We start from the raw sequence: 17538 nt of genomic DNA, 5'->3' as shown, positions 1-17538 counted from the left end.
TTCTCATGCCTCCGATGCCGGGCCGGCGGTCGTCTTCGTGTTGGTGCGCGCCAGGTCGTCGAACGTCCGCTCCAGCAGACCGGCGCGGGGCCGGCCCCTGGCGGCCGACTCCGCGGCGAACCGGACGACCTTGGGCAGCTCGCCCCAGCTCATCGCGGCCGCGGCGGCGTCCTCCGCGCAGATCTCGCCGTTCGCGGCGAGCACTTCGAGCCGGTAGGTGTAGTGCCTGCTGGCCGCCCACAGGTCGTCGCCGTAGCGGGCGGCGGCGGTCTCGTCCTCGGTCAGGACCCCGCTGATGCGGCCGAGCACGTCGGGCAGGGCGCAGGTCCAGTCGTCCGGGTTCGCCGCCGGGTCGGCGGGCGCCTCGCCGACAGAGCGGGCCAGCCAGCGGAACCGGTCCGCGAGCACCGGCTCCACGGCGGCGCCCAGCGCGTGGCGGTCGCGGTTGTCGATCTCCGCCGGCCACGGGGCGTGCGGCGTCAACGCGCGCTCCAGCGCGGCGTCGTCCAGCCAGCCGAGGAACGGTTCCTGGGCACCGAGCGGGGTCAACGCGCAGAAGTGGTCACCCACCAGCCAGTGCCCGTCACGCCGGCCGAGCAGCAGCAGCCAGTGCGGCGAGTGCGCGGTCTCGTGCGCGGGGGACCAGGGCAGGTGGAAGGTGTCGGCGACGGTCAGCACCCGCCCCGAGCGGGTGAGCTCCGCGTCGAGGTCGCCGGCGGCCAGCGCCCAGTCCGGGGCCCCGCGGTAACCGAGCGGATCGTGCGCGGCGCTGTCGTCGACGCGGGCGTGCTGGGAGAACACGAGGTCCCCGCTGCCGCCGTCGAGCCGGACCGCGAGCCGCACGGCGTGCGCCAGGCGGGTCTTCACACCGGGGTCGTCGGCTTCGAGGTAGGCGACCAGGTTGGTGGTGTAGCAACTGAGTTCCGGCACTACGTCCGGGGCGTTGATGAGGTGCACGTCGACCTCCGTCGTCGTGGTCGGGTTCCGCACCGGATCACCAGTGCGGAGCGGTGTGGAAGGCGCAGCTGAGCGGCACCGGCGATCGGGTGCGCAGGCTCAGCCAGGCGAACCCGCCCCAGTGCCCGGACACCGCGCCGGGCGGGACGTCGATCGACCACGGCCGCCCGGCCATGCCGGTGCCCGCGGCCTTGACGCACGCTTCCTGCACGGTCCACACCCAGGCGAACTCCCGGGCCCGCCACGCGCGGGGCAGGGCGGTGACCTTCGGTGCGTGCGAGCCGAGGCACCGGCGCACGGTCGAGTCGGTCAGCCGGTCCGGGGGCAGCTGGACGTCCACGCCCACGTCCCCGTGCGCGCACACCGCCGCCGCGATCCGGTCCCCGTCGTGGGAGATCGTGATGCCGGGCAGCGCGAGGTCCGGCGCGCCGCCGGCGTCCAGCCGGGGCTTGCCCGCCGGGTCGGTGCGCAGCGGCAGCGCGGCCAGGTCGGGCCGCACCCGCCGCAGCAGGCGCCGCAGCAGGTGCCGGCCGGCGAGGAACTCCGCGCGGCGCCAGCGCGGCCGGGTGCCGGCGTCGGCGAGGTCGCCCGGGTGGGCGAGCGCGTCGCCGAGGTCGGCGCGGGAGGCCGAAGCGACCCACACCCCGGGCGAGATCTCGGCGCCGTCGGCGGTGACGTCCAGGCCATCGCCGGCGTCGGCCCGCGTTCCGGCGGTCACGCGCGCAGCTCCTCGAGCAGGGTCCCGGCGCCGTCGGCGACCGCGCCGAGCATCAGCTCGGTCACCCCGCCGCCGATGCCGAACACCGCGGCCTCGGCCCGCACGAGCTGCAGGCCGTCGTCGGCGAACCCGTCGGCGCCGCGCCACCGCGCGCAGCGCGAGAGCACCTCGTCGGGGGTGATCCCGATCGCGGCCTTCAGCAGCGCCGCGCTCGTCGTGTCGTGCTCTTCCACGACCCGTTCGCCCAGGGCTTCGTACAGGGCGCGCAGTTCGCGCACCCGCAGCAGGCAGCGCGCGAACTCCTGGCGGACCGAGTCGTGGTCCCACAGCGCGCGGCCGTCGATCTCCCGCTCGGTCAGCGCGGTCCGGGTGTCGGCCAGCACCCGGCTGGTGAGCGCGGTGGCCCACTGGGCGCCGGCGAGCCGCTCGGTGCCCATGTGCCGGGCGAACAGGGCCAGCCCGCGCCCGGTCCGGCCGAGCACGGCCGACGCGGGCAGGCGGACCCCGGAGAACTCGACGTGCCCGGTGCCCGAGCCCGGGAGCAGGGTCGTCGTCGCGGGCGTGACCCGCACCCCGGCCGTGTCGGCCGGGACCAGGACCCAGGTGAAGGAGGTGAAGTGGCGGCCGGGCCGATGCCGGGCCAGCACCAGGAAGTACGCGGCGCGCGTCGCCGTGGTCACCCACCGCTTGGCGCCTTCGAGCCGGACGGTGTCGCCGTCGACCTCGATCTCCGTGCCCAGCCCGGTGAGGTCGGACCCGGCCGCCGCGGCGTCCGTCGCGGCCAGCGCGACCTCGCAGCCGCCGTCGGCGACCCGGTCGAACGCGGCCTCGGCCGGCCCGGTCCCGGCGGCCAGGATCGGCAACGCGCTCGCCGACTGCACCAGCACGCTCAGCGTGATGCCGTTGTCCCCGCGCGCGTCGACCGCGCGCAGGGTGGCGCCGAGCCGGTCCGGGTCGGCGACCAGGCCGGTCGGGGTGCGCCGGCGGTACTGCGCCCGCAGCACGCCGGCGGACCCGAGCGCCCGCCACACCTCGGCGGCGGGGGCGTCGGATTCCACAGTGGACAGTGATTCCGCGGCGGGACCGGCGCGCACGCGCGAGTCCAGCAGCGCTGACTCAGGCAAAACGCACCTCCTGGTCGAGGAGCGTGAGCCGGCCGTCGGCGAGGTGCAGCCGGTCGTTGCTGTAGTTCAGCACCGCCGAGCGCAGGTCCCGCAGCGACTGCTCCAGCCGCGTCGGGGAGTCGCGCAGGTAACCGTGGCGCATCCCGACGGCGTCGACCAGCTCGTCGACGGCGCGGTAGCACTCCTCGGCGGCGGTGATCTTCACGGCGTTGATCAGCAGCTGCACCTTCGGCACGCTGAGGTCCGCTGTGGTCTCGACGACCTCGCGGGCGTGGTCGATCAGCGCGTGCACGGTGTCCAGCCGCTGGCGCGACCGCGACAGCCGCGTCATCAGCAGCTCCGAGCTCAGGTCGGTCTTCCCGCGGCTGCCGCGCAGCGAGCCGATCACCCGGGACAGCGCCCCGGCCGCCGTGCCCAGCCAGCACGACGCCCAGCCGAGGTGGGCCAGCGGGCCGAACACGGTGGTGACGATCGTGTGGAAGTCGCCGTGCCGGCCGACGACCTGGTGGGCGGGCAGCCGCCCGCGCAGCTTCAGCGCGCCGCTGTCGCTGGCCCGCATGCCGAGCGGGTTCCAGCCGCCGGCCGGCTCGATCTCCACCTGCGAGCGGGCGGCGTAGACCAGCGAAACCTGGTTGTCCGCCTCGGAGTCCGGTGACCGCATGGTGATCAGGAACCCGTCGGCGTGCCGGCCCCCGGTGACGATCGGGGCGAAGCGGTCGACGAGCAGCTCGCCGTCGCGCCAGGCCGCCGCGGACTCGGCGGTCAGCAGGTGCCCGCCCTTGCCCGCCTCGGTGGTGACCGAGGCGATGTAGAGCCGGCCCGCGGCGATCTCGGGCACCAGCTCCGCGCGCAGCTTGCCGTCGGCGTGCGCGAGCACGGCGGCGACCTGCTGGCAGTGCATGGCGAAGATCATCGCCAGCGACATGTCCACCCGGCCCAGCTCGACGCTCGTCTCGAGCATGTCGGCCAGCGATCCGCCGAGCCCGCCCTCTTCGGCCGGCACGAGCAGGCCCAGCAGGCCGGTGGCACGCAGCTCGTCGAGCGCCTGCACCGGGAACGCGGCTTCGTCGTCGGTCTCGCGGACGTGCTCGGCGGCGACCTTGGTCACGCGCCCCACGAGCTCGGCGAGGGGAGCGGTGGTCATGACGAGACCCCCTGGTGCTCCAGCTGAGCGTTGACCGCGGTCCACAGCGTGGCCGGGGTGGCGAAGGTGGCGTCGGTGATGTCCTCGTCCGGCAGGGAGATGCCGAACACGTCCTCGATCTCGAACAGCACGTTGATCGACTGCATCGAGTCCAGCCCGCACTCGCGCAGCGAGTCGTCCGGGCCGAGCTCGCGGCCGTTGAGGAACTTCAGGAACGGGGTCAGCAGTTCGGTCATGCGGGGGTCCATCGGTTCGCTCCTCATTTCGGGTCCGCCGTAGCGGGGTCAGTGACCTTGGTGGTCCTGACCAGTTCCACACGCGAGGTCCGCGCGGGGGTTCCGGGGCGGTCGCCGTCGACGACGACCTCCGCCGGCAGGGGGTGGCCCAGGAAGGCGATCAGGCTGGCGTACAGCCCGTAGGCGCCGACGTTCGGCACCGCCACCAGGTCGCCGGGGCTCAGTTCGGGCAGCTTCCCGTTGCGGGTCCAGGTGTCCAGCGGCGTGCACAGCGGGCCGGCGACGAGCGCGTCCAGCGCGGGCGGGCCGGCCGGGCCGAGCAGGTGGGGGTTGAGCGGCGGCAGCCGCCGCATCCCCGACATGCCGCCGAGGTGGTTGATGCCGGACTCCAGCACGACGATGTCCTTGCCCTGCGAGCGTTTGACGTCCAGCACGGCCGTGACGAGGGTGCCCGCGGTGCCGACCAGGTACCGGCCGGACTCGAACACGACCTCCGGGCCCCGCTCGCGCCAGCCCGGCACCTTCTCGCCGAGCAGCGCTTCGAGCCCCTCGCGCAGGCCGGGCAGCTCGCCCGCGGTGCCCTCCTTCGCGAACGGGGCACCGAAACCGCCGCCCAGGTCGAGGGTCCGGAAGCGGACCCCGTGCTCGGCCAGGGCTTTCTGCAGCCGCGCGGCGGTGTCCAGCGCGCGGCCGAACTGCCCGAGCAGGTCGTCGACCTGGGTGAGGTTGGTGCCCATGTAGAGGTGCAGCCCGGCCGCCTCGGCGTGCGCGCCCCCGGCGAAGCGGGCGGGCTCGGCGAGGATCCAGCCGGTGTCGGCGCCGAACTGCGACGGCACGCCGGTCATCGCCAGGCCCTGGCCCGGCACCGGCTGGTCGTCGTTGACGCGCAGCAGGTAGCGGGCGTGGACGCCGGCCTCGCCGGCGAGCCGGTCGAGCTGGGTGATGGCGTACGGCGAGTCCACGGAGAACTCCCGCACCCCGGCCCGCAGCGCGGCCGTGATCTCGGCGTCCCGCTTGGCCGGGCCGGTGTAGAGCACCTGCTCGCCCGCCCAGCCGGCGTCGAGCGCGGCCCGCAGCTCGCCGGAGGAGCAGACCTCCGGGCGGGCGCCGGCCTCGCGCAGCGCGGCCAGGACGTCCGGGTGCGGGTTGGCCTTCAGCGAGTACAGCAGCCCGGTGCCTCCGGGCAGGGCCTCGTCGAGCCGCCGGTGGTTGCGGCGGACCTCGGCCAGGTCGTAGACGTAGGCGGGGGTCGGCAGCGCGGCGAGGTCGCCGGGCAGGTCCGCGAGCGGGGAGGGGTGCTCAGCGAGCAGCTCCACTGGACACCTCCTCCGCGATCGAAGCCAGCGCCTTGCGGTCGACCTTTCCGTTGCCGGTCAGGGGAAGCGTGTCCACCAGGCGGCAGGTCGCCGGGATCTTGAACTCCTCGATCCGGGTGCGCATCGCGTCGAGCACGCCGTCGGCGGCCAGATCGCCGGTGACGAACAGCCAGGCCGGGCGGGTGTCCTTCGGGACCAGCACCGCGGCTTCGCGGACGCCGGGCACGCGGCGGGCGGCGGCCTCGACCTCGGTCGCGCTGACGCGGAACCCGCGCTCCTTGTAGATGTCGTCGCGGCGGCCGTCGAAGTAGAGGTAGCCCTCGTCGTCGAGCCGGCCGTAGTCGCCGGTGCGCAGTTCCGGGAACAGCCCGTCCACGCGCGGGAACTTCTGCTCGGTGAGCTCCGGACGGCGCCAGTACCCGGCCATCACGTTCGGGCCGCGCACGACGATCTCGCCGACCTCGCCGGCGGGCAGCCGCTCGCCGGCGTCGTCGATGACGAAGACCTCCGTGCCGGGCAGGGCCCGGCCGCTGGAACCGGGCCGGTCCAGGTCGCCGTCCACCGGCATGATGGTGGCGCGCTTGCACTCGGTCAGCCCGAACATCAGCTGCACGCGCAGGCCGGGAATGGCTTCGCGCAGGCCTTCCAGCGTGCCGGTGGGCATCGCCGCGCCGGTGTTGGTGAGCAGCCGCAGGGCGGGGGCGGGCGTCGGGCGGCGCCGCAGCAGCGCGCTGAGCGCCTCGGCGACGGCCGGGACGGCGGGCAGCACGGTCGCGCCGGCGCGCACCAGGTTGCCGACCAGTGACGGCCCCACCTCGGTGGGCGCGCCCAGTGTCAGGTTCGAGCCCGCCGTGACGGACAGGAACACCTGGTAGAGCCCGTAGTCGAAGGACAGCGGCAGCGGGCTGTAGACGACGTCGTCGCTGCGGTACTCCAGCACCGAGGTGATCGCCCCGACGGCGAAGAGCAGCTGCTGGTGGGTGCTGACGACGGCCTTGGGCAGCGAGGTCGTGCCCGAGGTGTAGATCAGGCACACGACGTCCACCGGCAGCGGGGGAGCGGGCAGCTCGACGTCGTGACCGGGGCCGGCGGCGAGGTCCTCCACCGAGACGGCGGGGACACCGGCCGCGTCGGCCGAGCGCCGCACCTCGTCGTCGCCGGTCACCATCAGCACCGGCTCGGAGTCCGCGAGCACGTGGTCGAGGCTGCTGCCGCGGACCTGTTCGTGCAGCAGGGAAAACGCGACCCCGGCGCGGGCGGCGCCGAAGACCACGGCGGGCAGCAGGGTGCTCGCCGGGGCGTTGATCAGCAGCCGGTCGCCGCGGCGGGCGCCCCGGTCGGCGAGCGAGGCGGCGACGCGCTGCGCGGCGGCGGCGAGCTCGGCGTAGGTCGTCGTCTCGCCCCGGCAGGTCAGCGCGGTCCGGTTCGGCCACTGCCGGGCGGCGTGGTCGAGCAGTTCGTGGAGCACTCGAGGGGAGTAGGTCATCGTGTTCCTCCTGCGGCCAGGACGGCGCGGCAGAGGCCGTCGACGTGGGTGAGCTTTTCCGGGACCAGGTCCTCGGCGGCGAACTCGACGCCGAGGTCGCTTTCGATCCGCTCGACGATCTCCATCATCCGGAACGAGCTGAAGCCGGGGATCTCGCCGAGCGCGCCGGCGCCGGCGGGGGGTTCGGTGCCCAGCACGGTCCCGATCACCGAGGTGACGGACTCGCGGACCTGCACCGGGACCTCGGCGGTGTCCACTGTGGACGTCGCGGTGGTCTCGACGATGCCGCCGAACGCGGTGTGGTCCGCGGCGAGGCACTCGGCGAGGCGCGGGAACAGCGCACGCGGCTCCTCACGGCCCGCGGACACCCGGCGGCTCGCCAGGTAGACCTGCTTGGCCAGCGCGTCCCACTCCGCCAGGTGCGCCCGCACCGCGTCGGTGTCCAGCTCCATGGCCGCGGCGTGCAGGCGGCGGCTGCGGGTGAGCAGCCAGGTCTGCAACGTCAGGCCCCGCAACGCCCGGACCCGGTCGGGGTGATCGGCGTAGGTCGCCACGAACGAGCCGGCGTCGGCCAGTTCCACCAGCGGCGTGCGCTCGGTGGCGGAGCCGTCGGCGACGAGGTCGAAGGTCAGCGCGCCCTCGGGGAGCGCTTCGGCGAACTCCGCGTGGCCGAGCATCCAGCGGCCCGGCCGGGCCGCGCCCCACTGGGTGTCGTTGTGGTAGCCGTCCACGACGGTGACGCCGTCCTCGGCCGGCTCGACCAGGAAGCTGTGCTCCAGGTGCTGCTCGTGGAAGTAGGGCACCCAGGGCAGGTGGTAGGCGTCGGCCACGACGTAACAGCCGGGGCCCGGTGCGAGGCCGTCCGCGCCGGCGACCCGCTCGCGCCGGGTGACGCGCATGCCCAGCAGGGTGGCGGATTCGGTCACGTGCGCGTCGACCCGCGGCTCGACGGTGGGCAGGCCGTCCGCGCCCGGCCGGGGCCAGAAGCGCAGGACCCGGCCCAGCGCGAGGTGCGTGCCGTCGCCGTGGAGGCGGTCGGCGAGCTCGGCCAGGTTCACCTGGACGCAGTCGAAGAGGCGGTGGTCCAGCGGCTCAGACGGCATGACCACTCCCGGCGATCGCGAGGCCCTGGACCGGCTGCAGCTGGTCCATCGCCGCCAGGAGCGACTGCTCCACGGGCGGCTCGTTGCTCAGCTCGCCGTCCATCAGCTGCTGGTAGGCGGACAGGTCGAGGTAGCCGTGCCCGCTCACGCAGGCGACCACGCCGCGGGTGGGCCGCTCCTCGTCGTCGCGACCCGAAGCCAGGCGCGCGGCGACGGCCAGCGCGTGGCCGGACTCCGGTGCGGGGAGCACCATCTCCGTGCGGGTGAAGACCTGACCGGCCTCCAGCGCTTCGACCTGGCCGACGGCCCGGGCGGTGATCTGGTCCTGGTGCCGCATGGCGGACAGGACCTTCGCCGCGCCGTGGAAGCGCAGGCCGGCCGAGTGCGAGTCCGGGATCGGGTAGGAGCTGCCGATCGTGTACATCGCCTCCATCGGGCTGACCCCGGTGGCGTCGGTCTTGTCGTAGGCGTAGACGCCGCGGGTGAGCTTCGGGGTGGTGCTGGACTCCGCGGCGACCAGCCGCGGGCACTCCGCCCCGGTCGCGGCGGCCTCGGCGAAGAACGGCAGGGCGAGCCCGCCGAAGTTCGAGCCGGCGCCGACGCAGCCGACGACACTGTCCACTTCGGCCTCCAGCTCGGCGAGCTGCTCGATGGCCTCCAGCCCGATCACGGACTGGTGCAGGATGCTGTAGGTTTCGCCGCTGCCGATGCAGAACGCGGCCCCTTCGGTGCGCCCGGCGTATTCGACGGCTTCGCCGATGGCCAGCGCGAGGCTGTTGAACCCGCCGCCGGCGCGGGCGGCGACCTCGGTCAGGTCGCTCGGGCTGGCGTGCACGGTGGCGCCGAGGGTCCGCATCAACGTGCCCCGGTAGGGCTTCTTCTGCAGGCTCGTGCCGACCATGAACACCCGGCAGCGCAGCCCGAAGATCGAGCAGGCGGCGGCGAGCGCGGTGCCCCACTGCCCGGCCCCGGTCCCGGTGACCAGTTCCTTCACGCCGGCCTTGGCGTAGTAGTAGGCCTGCGCGAGTGCGGTGTTCAGCTTGTGGCTGCCGGAGATGTTGCCGCCCTCGTACTTGACGTAGATCGGCACCCGCGCGCCGACGGCCTCCTCGAACCGGCGGGCCCGCCACAGCTGGGTGGGTCGGAAGGTGCGGTAGGCGTCGAGCACCTCGGCGGGGATGTCCCAGAACTCGCGGCCCGGTGCGGACTGGCGCACCAGCGCGAACGGCAGGTTCACCGAGACCCCGGCGTCCGAGCTGCCGGCGGTGGCCTCCGGGCTGCGGTCGGGCGGCAGCGGCTCGTCCAGGTGCGGCAGCACGCTGCGCCAGCTGGTCGGCATCGCGACGGTGCTCATCGCTGCACCTCCGTCTCGCGGGCGCCTTCGGCGACGACCTCGACGAGGTCGTTGACCGTCTTGAAGGTGCGGCCGACGAACAGGTCGTCGGGCAGTGTCACGTCGAGGGTGTCCTCCAGCTGCACCAGCATCCCGACGAAACCCATCGAGTTGATGCGCAGCAGGTCGCCGCTGAGCGGCTCGTTGTCCTGGATCTCCTCCGGCGCCAGTGAAAGCCGGGATTCGGCGATCACCACGCGCTTGACGGAGTCGGAGACCGTCGTGTGGTCTGGTCCGGTTGTCATCTTTTGCCCTCCCAGGCATTTCGGGGATCGGGTTTTCGCAGGGAAGTTCAGGCCGTACGGGCCAGGTCGGCGTCGTTCCGGGCGAGGAACTCGTCGAGGTGGCCCAGCACGGCGGGCAGGGCTTTCCGGCCGAACACGTCGAAGTGACCGCAGTGCAGTTCGCGCACGCGCAGCCGCCCGGACAGCCGGGTCCAGTTCTCGATCTGGGTGCAGCGGTTCGGCCCGTCGCACGCCATCAGCAGCGCGGGGCCGGGGTGGGTGCTGGTCACCCGGTGCCGGCCCGACGCGGTGACGTGGGCGTGGGCGGTGGTTTCGGCCGACGGCTGGTCGCGGGGAGCGACCTTGGCGTGGACCGAGCGCATGATCCGCTCGACGACGTCGTCGCGCTGGGTCGCGGTGCCGAACTCGTCCCGGCGGGTGAAGCTGTCGATCATCACCACGGCGGGGGCCGGGCCGGTCTCGGCGAGCCGCGCGCCCAGCTCCCAGGCGAGGACGCCGCCCATGGACCAGCCCACCAGCAGTTCCGGGCGCCGCGGCAGGGTGTCCAGCAGCCGCAGGTACCGCCGCGCCATCGCGTCGACGTCCTCGTCGGGCCGCTCGCCTTCGAACAGGCCGCTGGCGCGGATCCCGCTCACCCCGCCGCGGCGGGCCAGCCGCACGGCCAGCGGGGTGTACGGGCTCAGGCCGCCACCGCCGGGGTGCACGAGCACCGCCTGCGAGGCCTGCGGCCGCCGGCTCAGCGGGAGCAGCAGCGGGGGCTTTGCGGGGGCGGTCATCAGTTCGCCTCGCGCAGCCGGCCGTTGGCCTCGACCACCCAGCTGTAGTTCACCAGCGCGGCCAAGGTGATCGGCCCGCGGGCGTGCAGCCTGCTGGTGCTGATCGCGATCTCCGAGCCCAGCTCCAGCGTGGGACCGTCGTTGAGCCGCAAGGACCCGTTGACGACGATGGTGGCCGCGTCCACCCGGTCGGTGAACGCGCCGGTGACCTCCGGGTCGGTGGCGGCGATCGCTTCGCTGTGCCCGGAGCCGTACCGCTGGATGAACTCCACGGCTTCGTCCGGGGAGTCCACCGCCACCACGCCGATCGTGCTGTCGAGGAACTCCCGGCCCAGGTCGTGCTCGCCGAGGGCTTCCGCCCGCCACTGCCCGGTCGTCTCCGGCTGCCGGATCCCTTCGCCGACCCGCAGGGTCAGCGGCCGGCCGTCGCGGCGGGCGCCGTCGAGCAGCGCCGCCACGAACTCGTCGGCCACCGGCCGGTCGACCAGCGCGATCTCCAGGGAGGTGCACCCCGCCGGGGCGGGCAGCTTGCTGTCCAGCGCGATCGCGACCGCCTGGTCCAGCTCGGCGCTCGAGTGCACGTAGAGGTGGTTGACCCCGCCGCCGCTGGCCAGCACCGGGATGGTGCCCGCGTTGTGGCAGTAGTCGACGAGCGACGGGCTGCCGCGGGGGATGAGCACGTCGATCTCGTCGGGCCGGCGCAGCAGTTCCTTCATCAGCGCGCGGCTGGGGTCGTCCAGCACGGTGACCAGGCCCGTCGGCAGCTCGGCGTCCTCCAGCGCGGCGGTGACGGCGGCGCCGAGCGCGGCGTTGGTCCGCGCGATCTCCTTGCCACCGCGCAGGATCACCGCGTTGCCGGCCGCGACGTTGAGCAGCGCGCCCTCGACGGTGACGGTGGGGCGGGCCTCGAAGATCATCAGCACCACGCCCAGCGGCCGCGGCACGCGGTGCCGGGTGCCCCAGTCGCCGATCGGGGTGCCCGGCGGGCGGGTGGTCAGCTCGCGCATTTCTTCGGCGACCGTCGACGTCAAGCTCACCAGGTCGGCCAGGTGCTCCTCGGTCAGCCGGAGCCGGTCGACGAGCACGTCGGGTAGGCCCTGCTCTTGAGCTCGGCCGACGTCGGCGTCGTTCTCCGCGCGGATCCGCGGCCACGCCGAGGTGAGCCGGGCGGCCAGCCCGGTGCAGAAACGGTCGTAGGGTTCGGTGCCCAGCGGCGGGGCCGCCACGGTCGCCGCACGTGCGGCGCTCACGATCTTGTCTACCATTGTTCTCCCGACCTCGAACCGGATTCCAGCCGCGGTGACTCCGCGGCGATTCCGATGATTTCCCCCGGTAGATGACTCACGCTCCCACCGGGAAATGATCGGGGCAAATGTGATCATGGCCCAGCTGATGGGCTCATCAATAGTTTCTATGACCCCATCAACCGCACCCTGATCCGCGGTTCTAAACGTTGACTACGCGGAAATTTCCTTGGAGTGTCTTCAGGCATGGAACATCGACGACTGGGCCGCAGCGGCCTATCCCTGAGCAGGATCGCCTACGGCAATTGGATCACCCACGGATCGCAGGTGGCGGAAGAACAAGCGAAGAAATGCGTCGAAGCGGCGCTCGACGCCGGCATCACCACTTTCGACACCGCCGACATGTACGCGAACACCCGCGCCGAAGAGGTGCTGGGACGCGCGCTGGCGGGCCGGCGCCGGGAAAGCCTGGAGATCTGCACCAAGGTGTACTGGCCGACCGGCCCCGGCGGCCCCAACGACCAGGGCCTGGGCCGCAAGCACATCATGGAGTCCGCGACCGGCTCCCTGCGCCGGCTCGGGACCGACTACCTCGACCTCTACCAGGCCCACCAGTTCGACCCCACGGTCGAACTGGAGGAGACCATGCTGGCCTTCGCCGACCTGGTGCGCCAGGGCAAGGTCCTCTACGTCGGGGTCTCGGAGTGGACCGCCGACCAGATCACCCGCGCCGCCGCGCTGGCCCGCGAGCTGCGTGTCCCGCTGATCGGCAGCCAGACGCAGTACTCGATGCTGTGGCGGGTCATCGAAGCCCAGGTCATCCCGGCCTGCGAGCGCGAGGGTATGGGCCAGCTCGTCTGGTCGCCGATGGCCCAGGGCGTGCTCACCGGCAAGTACCTGCCCGGTCAGCGCCCGCCCGAGGGCTCCCGCGCCACCGACGGCGAGGGCAGCGGCTACATGGTCCGCTGGCTGCAGGACGACGTGCTCCGCAAGGTGCAGGAGCTGCGCCCGGTCGCCGAGGAGCTCGGCCTGACCATGGCCCAGCTGGCCCTCGCCTGGGTGCTGCAGAACCCCAACGTCACGTCCGCGATCACCGGTGCCTCGCGCCCCGAGCAGCTCACGGACAACCTCAAGGCCGTCGACGTCGTGCTCGAGGACGCCGTGATGACCAAGATCGACGAGGTGCTCGACGGCGTCAGCCGCTTCGACCCGACCTTCATCGGCGTGCCGCTGACGGCCCTCGTCTGATCACGACTCCAGGGAGAAACGCGTGTCGGACACCGAATGGGCCTACGACGGAAAGCGCTATCGGTCGCACCGCTTCCCCGGTGAAGTCCGGGCGGAGATGAAACCCCTCAACCGCAGCGACAACTGGCACGCCGGACTGGCGTGGCTGGAGGACGCCTGCTGGATCGCGGCGTGCGTGTGGCTGTGCGTCGCGGTGTCGTGGTGGTGCTACCCGCTGGCGGCGCTGGTCATCGGCGCCCGCCAGCGGGGGCTGTCCACGATCCTGCACGACTGCGCCCACGGCGTCGGCGCGGCCGACCACCGGGTGCGGATGCTGCTCGGCACCGTGCTCACGGCGTACCCGATCTTCCAGCAGCACTACGCCTACAAGGTTTCGCACGTGTTCACCCACCACCCGCGGCTGGGCGATCCGGACCAGGACCCGGATCTGCGGTTCTTCATCGAGCAGGGGGCCTACCGGGCCGCGTCGCCGCGGGCCTACGTCCGCCGGGTGGTGCTGATGCCGCTGTTCGGCACGCAGACCTGGGCCTACCTGCGGTACCTGGTGCGCAACCGGTACCGGGTGCTGCGGGCGGGCCGGGTCCAGGAATCCTCGCCGGTCCAGCCCCGCAAGCGGGCGCTCGACCGCATCGGGTTCTGGGCGTTCTGGGCCGTCGTCGCCGGCGTGTGCTGGTCACAGGGCTGGATGCTGGAGCTGCTGCTGTTCTGGTTCGTGCCCTACCTGACGAGCTTCCAGATCCTGGGCTGGTACATCGAGCTGTCCGAGCACACCCCGCTCGTCCGGGACTCCCGCGTCGACCTGCACATGACGCGCAACCGCAAGAGCCGCGGCTGGGAGAAGTTCCTCACCGGCATCCACAACGACAACTACCACCTGGAACACCACCTCGACCCGCGCACGCCGTTCTGGAACCTCGGCAAGGCGCGGCGGGTGCGGCTGGCCGATCCGGAGTACGCCGCGGTCGACGCCGTGCTGGGCGGCCTGTTCACCCGCGGGCCGCAGGGCCAGCCCAGCGCCGTCACCGCGATCGTCACGTCCATGTCCGAGCAGCCGAAGGAGCACGCTCATGCCGGCCAGTGACCGAGCCGCCAGCACGCCGAAGCAGTACCGGCGGCCCGAGTCCGCGGTGCTGCACGCCGGTGCCGAGCTGCGCACCGGCCCGACCGCGCCGGTGGTCACGCCCATCTTCCAGACCGCGGCCTACGAGCTGCCCGGCACCGGGGCCGCCGCCGGCATCTTCGACCTCAGCGAGGACGGCCACGCCTACACCCGGCTCAACAACCCGACCTGCGACGTCCTCGAGGCGCGGATCGCCGCGGTCGACGGCGCCCCGGCGGCGCTCGCCGTCTCCTCCGGCCAGGCCGCGACCACCGTCGCGCTGCTCAACCTGTGCCAGGCCGGGGACAACATCGTCAGCTCCGACGAGCTCTACGGCGGCACGTGGAACCTGCTGGCCAACACCTTCGCCCGGTTCGGCATCGAGACCCGGTTCGTCAGCCCGGAGGACCCGAAGAACTTCGCCGCCGCCACCGACGAGCGCACCCGGTGCTACTTCGGCGAAACGCTGCCCAACCCCAAGCTGCGCATCTTCCCCATCGAGGACGTCGCCGGGCTCGCGGACCAGGCCGGGGTGCCGCTGGTGCTGGACAACACCCTGCTCCCGATGGTCTGCAACCCGCTGGAGTTCGGCGCGAACATCCTGGTGTACTCGGCGACGAAGTACATCGGCGGGCACGGCAGCGCCCTGGGCGGGCTCATCGTGGACGGCGGCACCTTCGACTGGACCCGCCACGCCGCGCGGCACCCGCTGCTCACCGAGCCCGACGCCGCCCACGGGGGCGAGGTGTGGACCGAGGCCGGTGCCGGGCTCGAAGGCGCGCTGGGCCGCAGCCCGTACCTGCTCAAGGCGCGGGAAACGCTGGTGCGCGACCTCGGGCCGTGCCTCAGCCCGTTCAACGCTTTCCTGCTCATCCAGGGCATCGAGACGCTGCCGCTGCGGATGCGGGCGCACGGGGACAACGCGGCCGCGGTGGCGCGGTTCCTCGCCGCGCACCCGGCGGTGGCCTCGGTCCGCCACCCGAGCCTGGCCGGCGGCGAGCAGAAGGACCTGCTCGAGCGCTACCTCGGCGGCAACGGCGGCCCGCTGGTGCAGTTCGAGCTGACCGGCGGGCAGGAGGCGGGCAGCCGGTTCATCGAGGCCCTTCGCCTCTTCGCGCACGTGACCAACATCGGCGACGTCCGGTCCCTGGCCACGCACCCGGCGTCCACCACCCACGCCCAGCTGCCCGTGGCCGACCAGCTCGCGGCGGGCGTGACCCCGGGCTCGGTCCGGCTGTCCCTGGGCCTGGAGCACCCCGACGACCTGCTCGAAGACCTCGCCCAGGCGCTGGAGCAAGCCCGGTGAGCCGCCCGCTGATCGCGCTCGCCGCGTCGGCCGAACCGGTCGACGACGTGTCGCACATCGCGGTGCGCGAGGTCTACGTCCGGGCCCTGGAACGGGTTTCCGGCTGCGCGGTGGCCGTCGTCGGCGGCCCCGCGCCGTACCTGGCGGAGCTGCTCGGCCGGTTCGACGGCGTCGTGTTCGGCGGCCACCAGACCGACGTCCAGCCCGCCCGCTACGGCGGCGCGCCCCGGCTCGCTCCGGCGGACCCGGCCCGCGACGAGCTCGCGTTGCGGGTGCTGCCCGCCGCGGTGCGGGCGCGGCTGCCGGTGCTGGGGGTCTGCCGCGGGCTGCAGGAGCTCAACGTCGCCCTGGGCGGCACGTTGCGCGACCTGCCCCACGACGGGCACCGCGAGGACCTTTCGCAGCCCCGGGACCGGCAGTACCTGCCCGCCCACGAGATCCGCCTGCGCGAAGGCGGGGTGCTGCGGCGGCTGCTGGGCACCTCGGCCGTCTCGGTCAACTCGCTGCACCACCAGGCCATCGACCGGGTCGCCCCGGACCTGCGGGTGGAAGCGGTGTCGGCCGACGGCGTGATCGAGGCCGTCTCGGCCACGACGGGCTCGTTCTGCCTCGCCGTGCAGTGGCACCCGGAGTGGTACGCGGGCACGGACCCGGTCTCCGCCGCGCTCTTCCGCGAGTTCGGCGTCGCGGCCCGGCTGGCGGCCGGCCGCCGATCGCAGCTGGCCGAGGCCGGCTGAGCCGCTCAGCCCGGCTTTCCCTTGCCACGCCCCATGTCCAGCAGTGGCATGAACAGCTGGGCCAGCGGCCCGATCGTGCAGGCGTACAGCACGGTCCCGATGCCCACGGTGGCGCCGAGGGCGAACCCGATCACCAGCACCGCGATCTCGATGCCCCAGCGCACCGCCCAGATCGGGTGCCCGCGCTGGGCCAGCCCGGTCATCAGCCCGTCGCGCGGCCCCGGCCCGGCCTGCGCGCCGATGTAGCAGCCGGTGGCGAAGCCGTTGAGCACGATGCCCGCGATCAGCACGACCCAGCGCAGCCACAGGTGGTCGAACGACGGCAGCAGCGCGAGGGTGACGTCCATCGAGGTGCCGACGAGCAGGACGTTGCACAGCGTGCCCAGCCCCGGTTTCTGCCGCAGCGGGATCCACAGCAGCAGCACCGCGGCGCCGATGAGGTTGGTCCAGACGCCGATGCTGAGCCCGACCGTGCGGGTCAGCCCCTGGGCGAGCGCGTCCCACGGCTCGACACCGAGCCCGGCCGCCACGACCATCGCGTCGCTGATCCCGTAGAGCACCAGCCCGAAGAGCAGCTGGCTCCCGCGCCGCACGGGCCGGCCCGGCGGGATCAGCGGCGACTGCAGCAGATCCCGCGGGCGTGCTTTCGAAGACACCACTGTCCGGCCGACCTTCCCGTCGAGTACTGGCGAGTGCGATCAGCCGACGGCGTTGTCGGCGTAGTTCACCGTGATGTTCTTGAAGCCCAGTGACTGCAGCAGGCCGACCAGCATCGTCCGGGTGTTCTTCTCCGCGTCGGCCACCAGCGGGCTCTTCTCGGCCGCGGCCTGGATCTGCTTCTGGGCGAGTTCGTACAGTGCCTGCTGGGAGTTCGGGTTGCCGCTGAGGAACTCGTTGATCCGGGTGAACAGGCCCTGCTGCTGCGCGTAGACGTGGGACTCGTGCACGTCCAGGGTCGCCGGCTCCAGTTGCGCGTGGCCCAAGGTGATCGTGGCGGACAGGCGGTCGTCGGAGACCTTGACCGCGTCGCCCTTCAGGTGCGAGAAGTCGACGAACGCGTTGTCCGTGCCGACGCCGATGAACAGCGTGTCGCTGCCCACGAGGAAGCTGGGCAGCACCGAACCGGTCGTGATGTCGACGACCACCTGGAACGAGCCGCTGGCCGCCTCGTAGCGGGAGAGCTCGACGATCGACTGCAGCAGCACCGGACCCGAGTGCTCTTCGGTGTGCTCGGCGAACGGGTTCCGCAACTGGGGTAACAGGTGTACCGCCGATCCGACGAGCACCGCCGCGACGACGACCACTACGGCCACGGCCATGGCGATGAGCCGCTTGCCCCATTTACTCATACCGGCAGGAATACCCACGTCGCCGCCCGGTCAAGCGGCCGGCGGCGGTACGGTGTT

Annotated in this window: 18 protein-coding genes; 4 read left to right on the top strand and 14 right to left on the bottom strand. The window is 73.0% G+C overall.

Annotation, left to right across the window (positions count from 1 at the left end; genetic code table 11):
- Positions 1-3: 3 nt before the first annotated feature.
- From MUY22_RS42195 to MUY22_RS42140, 12 genes are read right to left on the bottom strand one after another with little or no spacing between them, the layout of a single operon-like run.
- Positions 4-990: a hypothetical protein gene (locus MUY22_RS42195; RefSeq protein ID WP_247052921.1), complete on the bottom strand. Its 987-nt coding sequence runs from the start codon at positions 988-990 to the stop codon at positions 4-6.
- Positions 991-994: 4 nt separating this feature from the next.
- Positions 995-1675, bottom strand: a complete 681-nt coding sequence (locus tag MUY22_RS42190; protein ID WP_247052919.1) for a 4'-phosphopantetheinyl transferase superfamily protein — start codon at positions 1673-1675, stop codon at positions 995-997.
- Positions 1672-2799, bottom strand: coding sequence for an acyl-CoA dehydrogenase family protein (locus MUY22_RS42185; RefSeq protein ID WP_247052917.1), 1128 nt, complete (start codon positions 2797-2799; stop codon positions 1672-1674). Before MUY22_RS42185 ends, MUY22_RS42190 begins: the two co-directional genes overlap by 4 nt.
- On the bottom strand, positions 2792-3943 hold the full coding sequence (locus MUY22_RS42180) for an acyl-CoA dehydrogenase family protein (RefSeq protein ID WP_247052915.1): 1152 nt from the start codon (positions 3941-3943) through the stop codon (positions 2792-2794). The genes MUY22_RS42185 and MUY22_RS42180 overlap by 8 nt, the downstream gene beginning before the upstream one ends.
- Positions 3940-4191 carry an acyl carrier protein gene (locus tag MUY22_RS42175; RefSeq protein ID WP_247052913.1) on the bottom strand — a complete coding sequence of 84 codons (252 nt, stop codon included), beginning with the start codon at positions 4189-4191 and terminating at the stop codon, positions 3940-3942. Before MUY22_RS42175 ends, MUY22_RS42180 begins: the two co-directional genes overlap by 4 nt.
- A gap of 11 nt (positions 4192-4202) precedes the next feature.
- Complete coding sequence (locus MUY22_RS42170; protein ID WP_247052912.1) at positions 4203-5495, bottom strand: type III PLP-dependent enzyme; 1293 nt, start codon at positions 5493-5495, stop codon at positions 4203-4205.
- Positions 5479-6981 (bottom strand): class I adenylate-forming enzyme family protein, encoded by a 1503-nt coding sequence (locus MUY22_RS42165; protein ID WP_247052911.1) that lies wholly within the window; start codon positions 6979-6981, stop codon positions 5479-5481. The genes MUY22_RS42170 and MUY22_RS42165 overlap by 17 nt, the downstream gene beginning before the upstream one ends.
- Positions 6978-8084 carry an acyl carrier protein gene (locus MUY22_RS42160; protein ID WP_247052910.1) on the bottom strand — a complete coding sequence of 369 codons (1107 nt, stop codon included), beginning with the start codon at positions 8082-8084 and terminating at the stop codon, positions 6978-6980. Before MUY22_RS42160 ends, MUY22_RS42165 begins: the two co-directional genes overlap by 4 nt.
- Positions 8074-9438 carry a TrpB-like pyridoxal phosphate-dependent enzyme gene (locus MUY22_RS42155; protein WP_247052909.1) on the bottom strand — a complete coding sequence of 455 codons (1365 nt, stop codon included), beginning with the start codon at positions 9436-9438 and terminating at the stop codon, positions 8074-8076. Before MUY22_RS42155 ends, MUY22_RS42160 begins: the two co-directional genes overlap by 11 nt.
- Complete coding sequence (locus MUY22_RS42150; protein ID WP_247052908.1) at positions 9435-9722, bottom strand: acyl carrier protein; 288 nt, start codon at positions 9720-9722, stop codon at positions 9435-9437. Before MUY22_RS42150 ends, MUY22_RS42155 begins: the two co-directional genes overlap by 4 nt.
- A 47-nt stretch (positions 9723-9769) precedes the next feature.
- Positions 9770-10498: an alpha/beta fold hydrolase gene (locus tag MUY22_RS42145; protein ID WP_247052907.1), complete on the bottom strand. Its 729-nt coding sequence runs from the start codon at positions 10496-10498 to the stop codon at positions 9770-9772.
- The gene (locus tag MUY22_RS42140; RefSeq protein WP_256474992.1) at positions 10498-11763 is read right to left on the bottom strand and encodes a glutamate-5-semialdehyde dehydrogenase; all 1266 of its coding nucleotides are present in this window, start codon (positions 11761-11763) and stop codon (positions 10498-10500) included. The genes MUY22_RS42145 and MUY22_RS42140 overlap by 1 nt, the downstream gene beginning before the upstream one ends.
- Positions 11764-11988: 225 nt before the next feature.
- Here MUY22_RS42140 and MUY22_RS42135 point away from each other — a divergent pair, with 225 nt between their 5' ends.
- Genes MUY22_RS42135 through MUY22_RS42120 form a run of 4 tightly spaced genes read left to right on the top strand, consistent with a single transcriptional unit; the run spans position 11989 to position 16132 of the window.
- Positions 11989-12990, top strand: coding sequence for an aldo/keto reductase family protein (locus MUY22_RS42135; protein ID WP_247052903.1), 1002 nt, complete (start codon positions 11989-11991; stop codon positions 12988-12990).
- Positions 12991-13012: 22 nt separating this feature from the next.
- Positions 13013-14071 (top strand): fatty acid desaturase family protein, encoded by a 1059-nt coding sequence (locus MUY22_RS42130; protein ID WP_247052902.1) that lies wholly within the window; start codon positions 13013-13015, stop codon positions 14069-14071.
- The gene (locus MUY22_RS42125) at positions 14058-15395 is read left to right on the top strand and encodes an O-acetylhomoserine aminocarboxypropyltransferase/cysteine synthase family protein (RefSeq protein WP_247052900.1); all 1338 of its coding nucleotides are present in this window, start codon (positions 14058-14060) and stop codon (positions 15393-15395) included. Before MUY22_RS42130 ends, MUY22_RS42125 begins: the two co-directional genes overlap by 14 nt.
- Complete coding sequence (locus MUY22_RS42120; protein WP_247052897.1) at positions 15392-16132, top strand: gamma-glutamyl-gamma-aminobutyrate hydrolase family protein; 741 nt, start codon at positions 15392-15394, stop codon at positions 16130-16132. The genes MUY22_RS42125 and MUY22_RS42120 overlap by 4 nt, the downstream gene beginning before the upstream one ends.
- 5 nt (positions 16133-16137) lie before the next feature.
- Here MUY22_RS42120 and MUY22_RS42115 read toward each other — a convergent pair whose 3' ends face one another.
- Together MUY22_RS42115 and MUY22_RS42110 are read right to left on the bottom strand one after the other, a co-directional pair.
- On the bottom strand, positions 16138-16788 hold the full coding sequence (locus tag MUY22_RS42115; RefSeq protein ID WP_247052895.1) for a YitT family protein: 651 nt from the start codon (positions 16786-16788) through the stop codon (positions 16138-16140).
- A 42-nt stretch (positions 16789-16830) separates the two neighbouring features.
- Entirely contained in the window at positions 16831-17481 is a 651-nt protein-coding gene (locus MUY22_RS42110; protein WP_247052894.1) for a DUF4230 domain-containing protein, read from the bottom strand.
- Positions 17482-17538: the final 57 nt, after the last annotated feature.

The sequence above is a fragment of the Amycolatopsis sp. WQ 127309 genome (genome assembly GCF_023023025.1).
Classification (GTDB): Bacteria; Actinomycetota; Actinomycetes; order Mycobacteriales; family Pseudonocardiaceae; genus Amycolatopsis.
This window is presented reverse-complemented; position numbering and strand designations above follow the sequence as displayed.

What these genes read in the sequence shown, in the direction of transcription:
- MUY22_RS42180 (WP_247052915.1), bottom strand. Translation starts at nt 3,943, where the DNA reads ATGACCACCGCTCCCCTCGCCGAGCTCGTGGGGCGCGTGACCAAGGTC.
- MUY22_RS42175 (WP_247052913.1), bottom strand. Translation starts at nt 4,191, where the DNA reads ATGGACCCCCGCATGACCGAACTGCTGACCCCGTTCCTGAAGTTCCTC.
- MUY22_RS42165 (WP_247052911.1), bottom strand. Translation starts at nt 6,981, where the DNA reads ATGACCTACTCCCCTCGAGTGCTCCACGAACTGCTCGACCACGCCGCC.
- MUY22_RS42160 (WP_247052910.1), bottom strand. Translation starts at nt 8,084, where the DNA reads ATGCCGTCTGAGCCGCTGGACCACCGCCTCTTCGACTGCGTCCAGGTG.
- MUY22_RS42155 (WP_247052909.1), bottom strand. Translation starts at nt 9,438, where the DNA reads ATGAGCACCGTCGCGATGCCGACCAGCTGGCGCAGCGTGCTGCCGCAC.
- MUY22_RS42150 (WP_247052908.1), bottom strand. Translation starts at nt 9,722, where the DNA reads ATGACAACCGGACCAGACCACACGACGGTCTCCGACTCCGTCAAGCGC.
- MUY22_RS42145 (WP_247052907.1), bottom strand. Translation starts at nt 10,498, where the DNA reads ATGACCGCCCCCGCAAAGCCCCCGCTGCTGCTCCCGCTGAGCCGGCGG.
- MUY22_RS42140 (WP_256474992.1), bottom strand. Translation starts at nt 11,763, where the DNA reads ATGGTAGACAAGATCGTGAGCGCCGCACGTGCGGCGACCGTGGCGGCC.
- MUY22_RS42135 (WP_247052903.1), top strand. Translation starts at nt 11,989, where the DNA reads ATGGAACATCGACGACTGGGCCGCAGCGGCCTATCCCTGAGCAGGATC.
- MUY22_RS42125 (WP_247052900.1), top strand. Translation starts at nt 14,058, where the DNA reads ATGCCGGCCAGTGACCGAGCCGCCAGCACGCCGAAGCAGTACCGGCGG.
- MUY22_RS42110 (WP_247052894.1), bottom strand. Translation starts at nt 17,481, where the DNA reads ATGAGTAAATGGGGCAAGCGGCTCATCGCCATGGCCGTGGCCGTAGTG.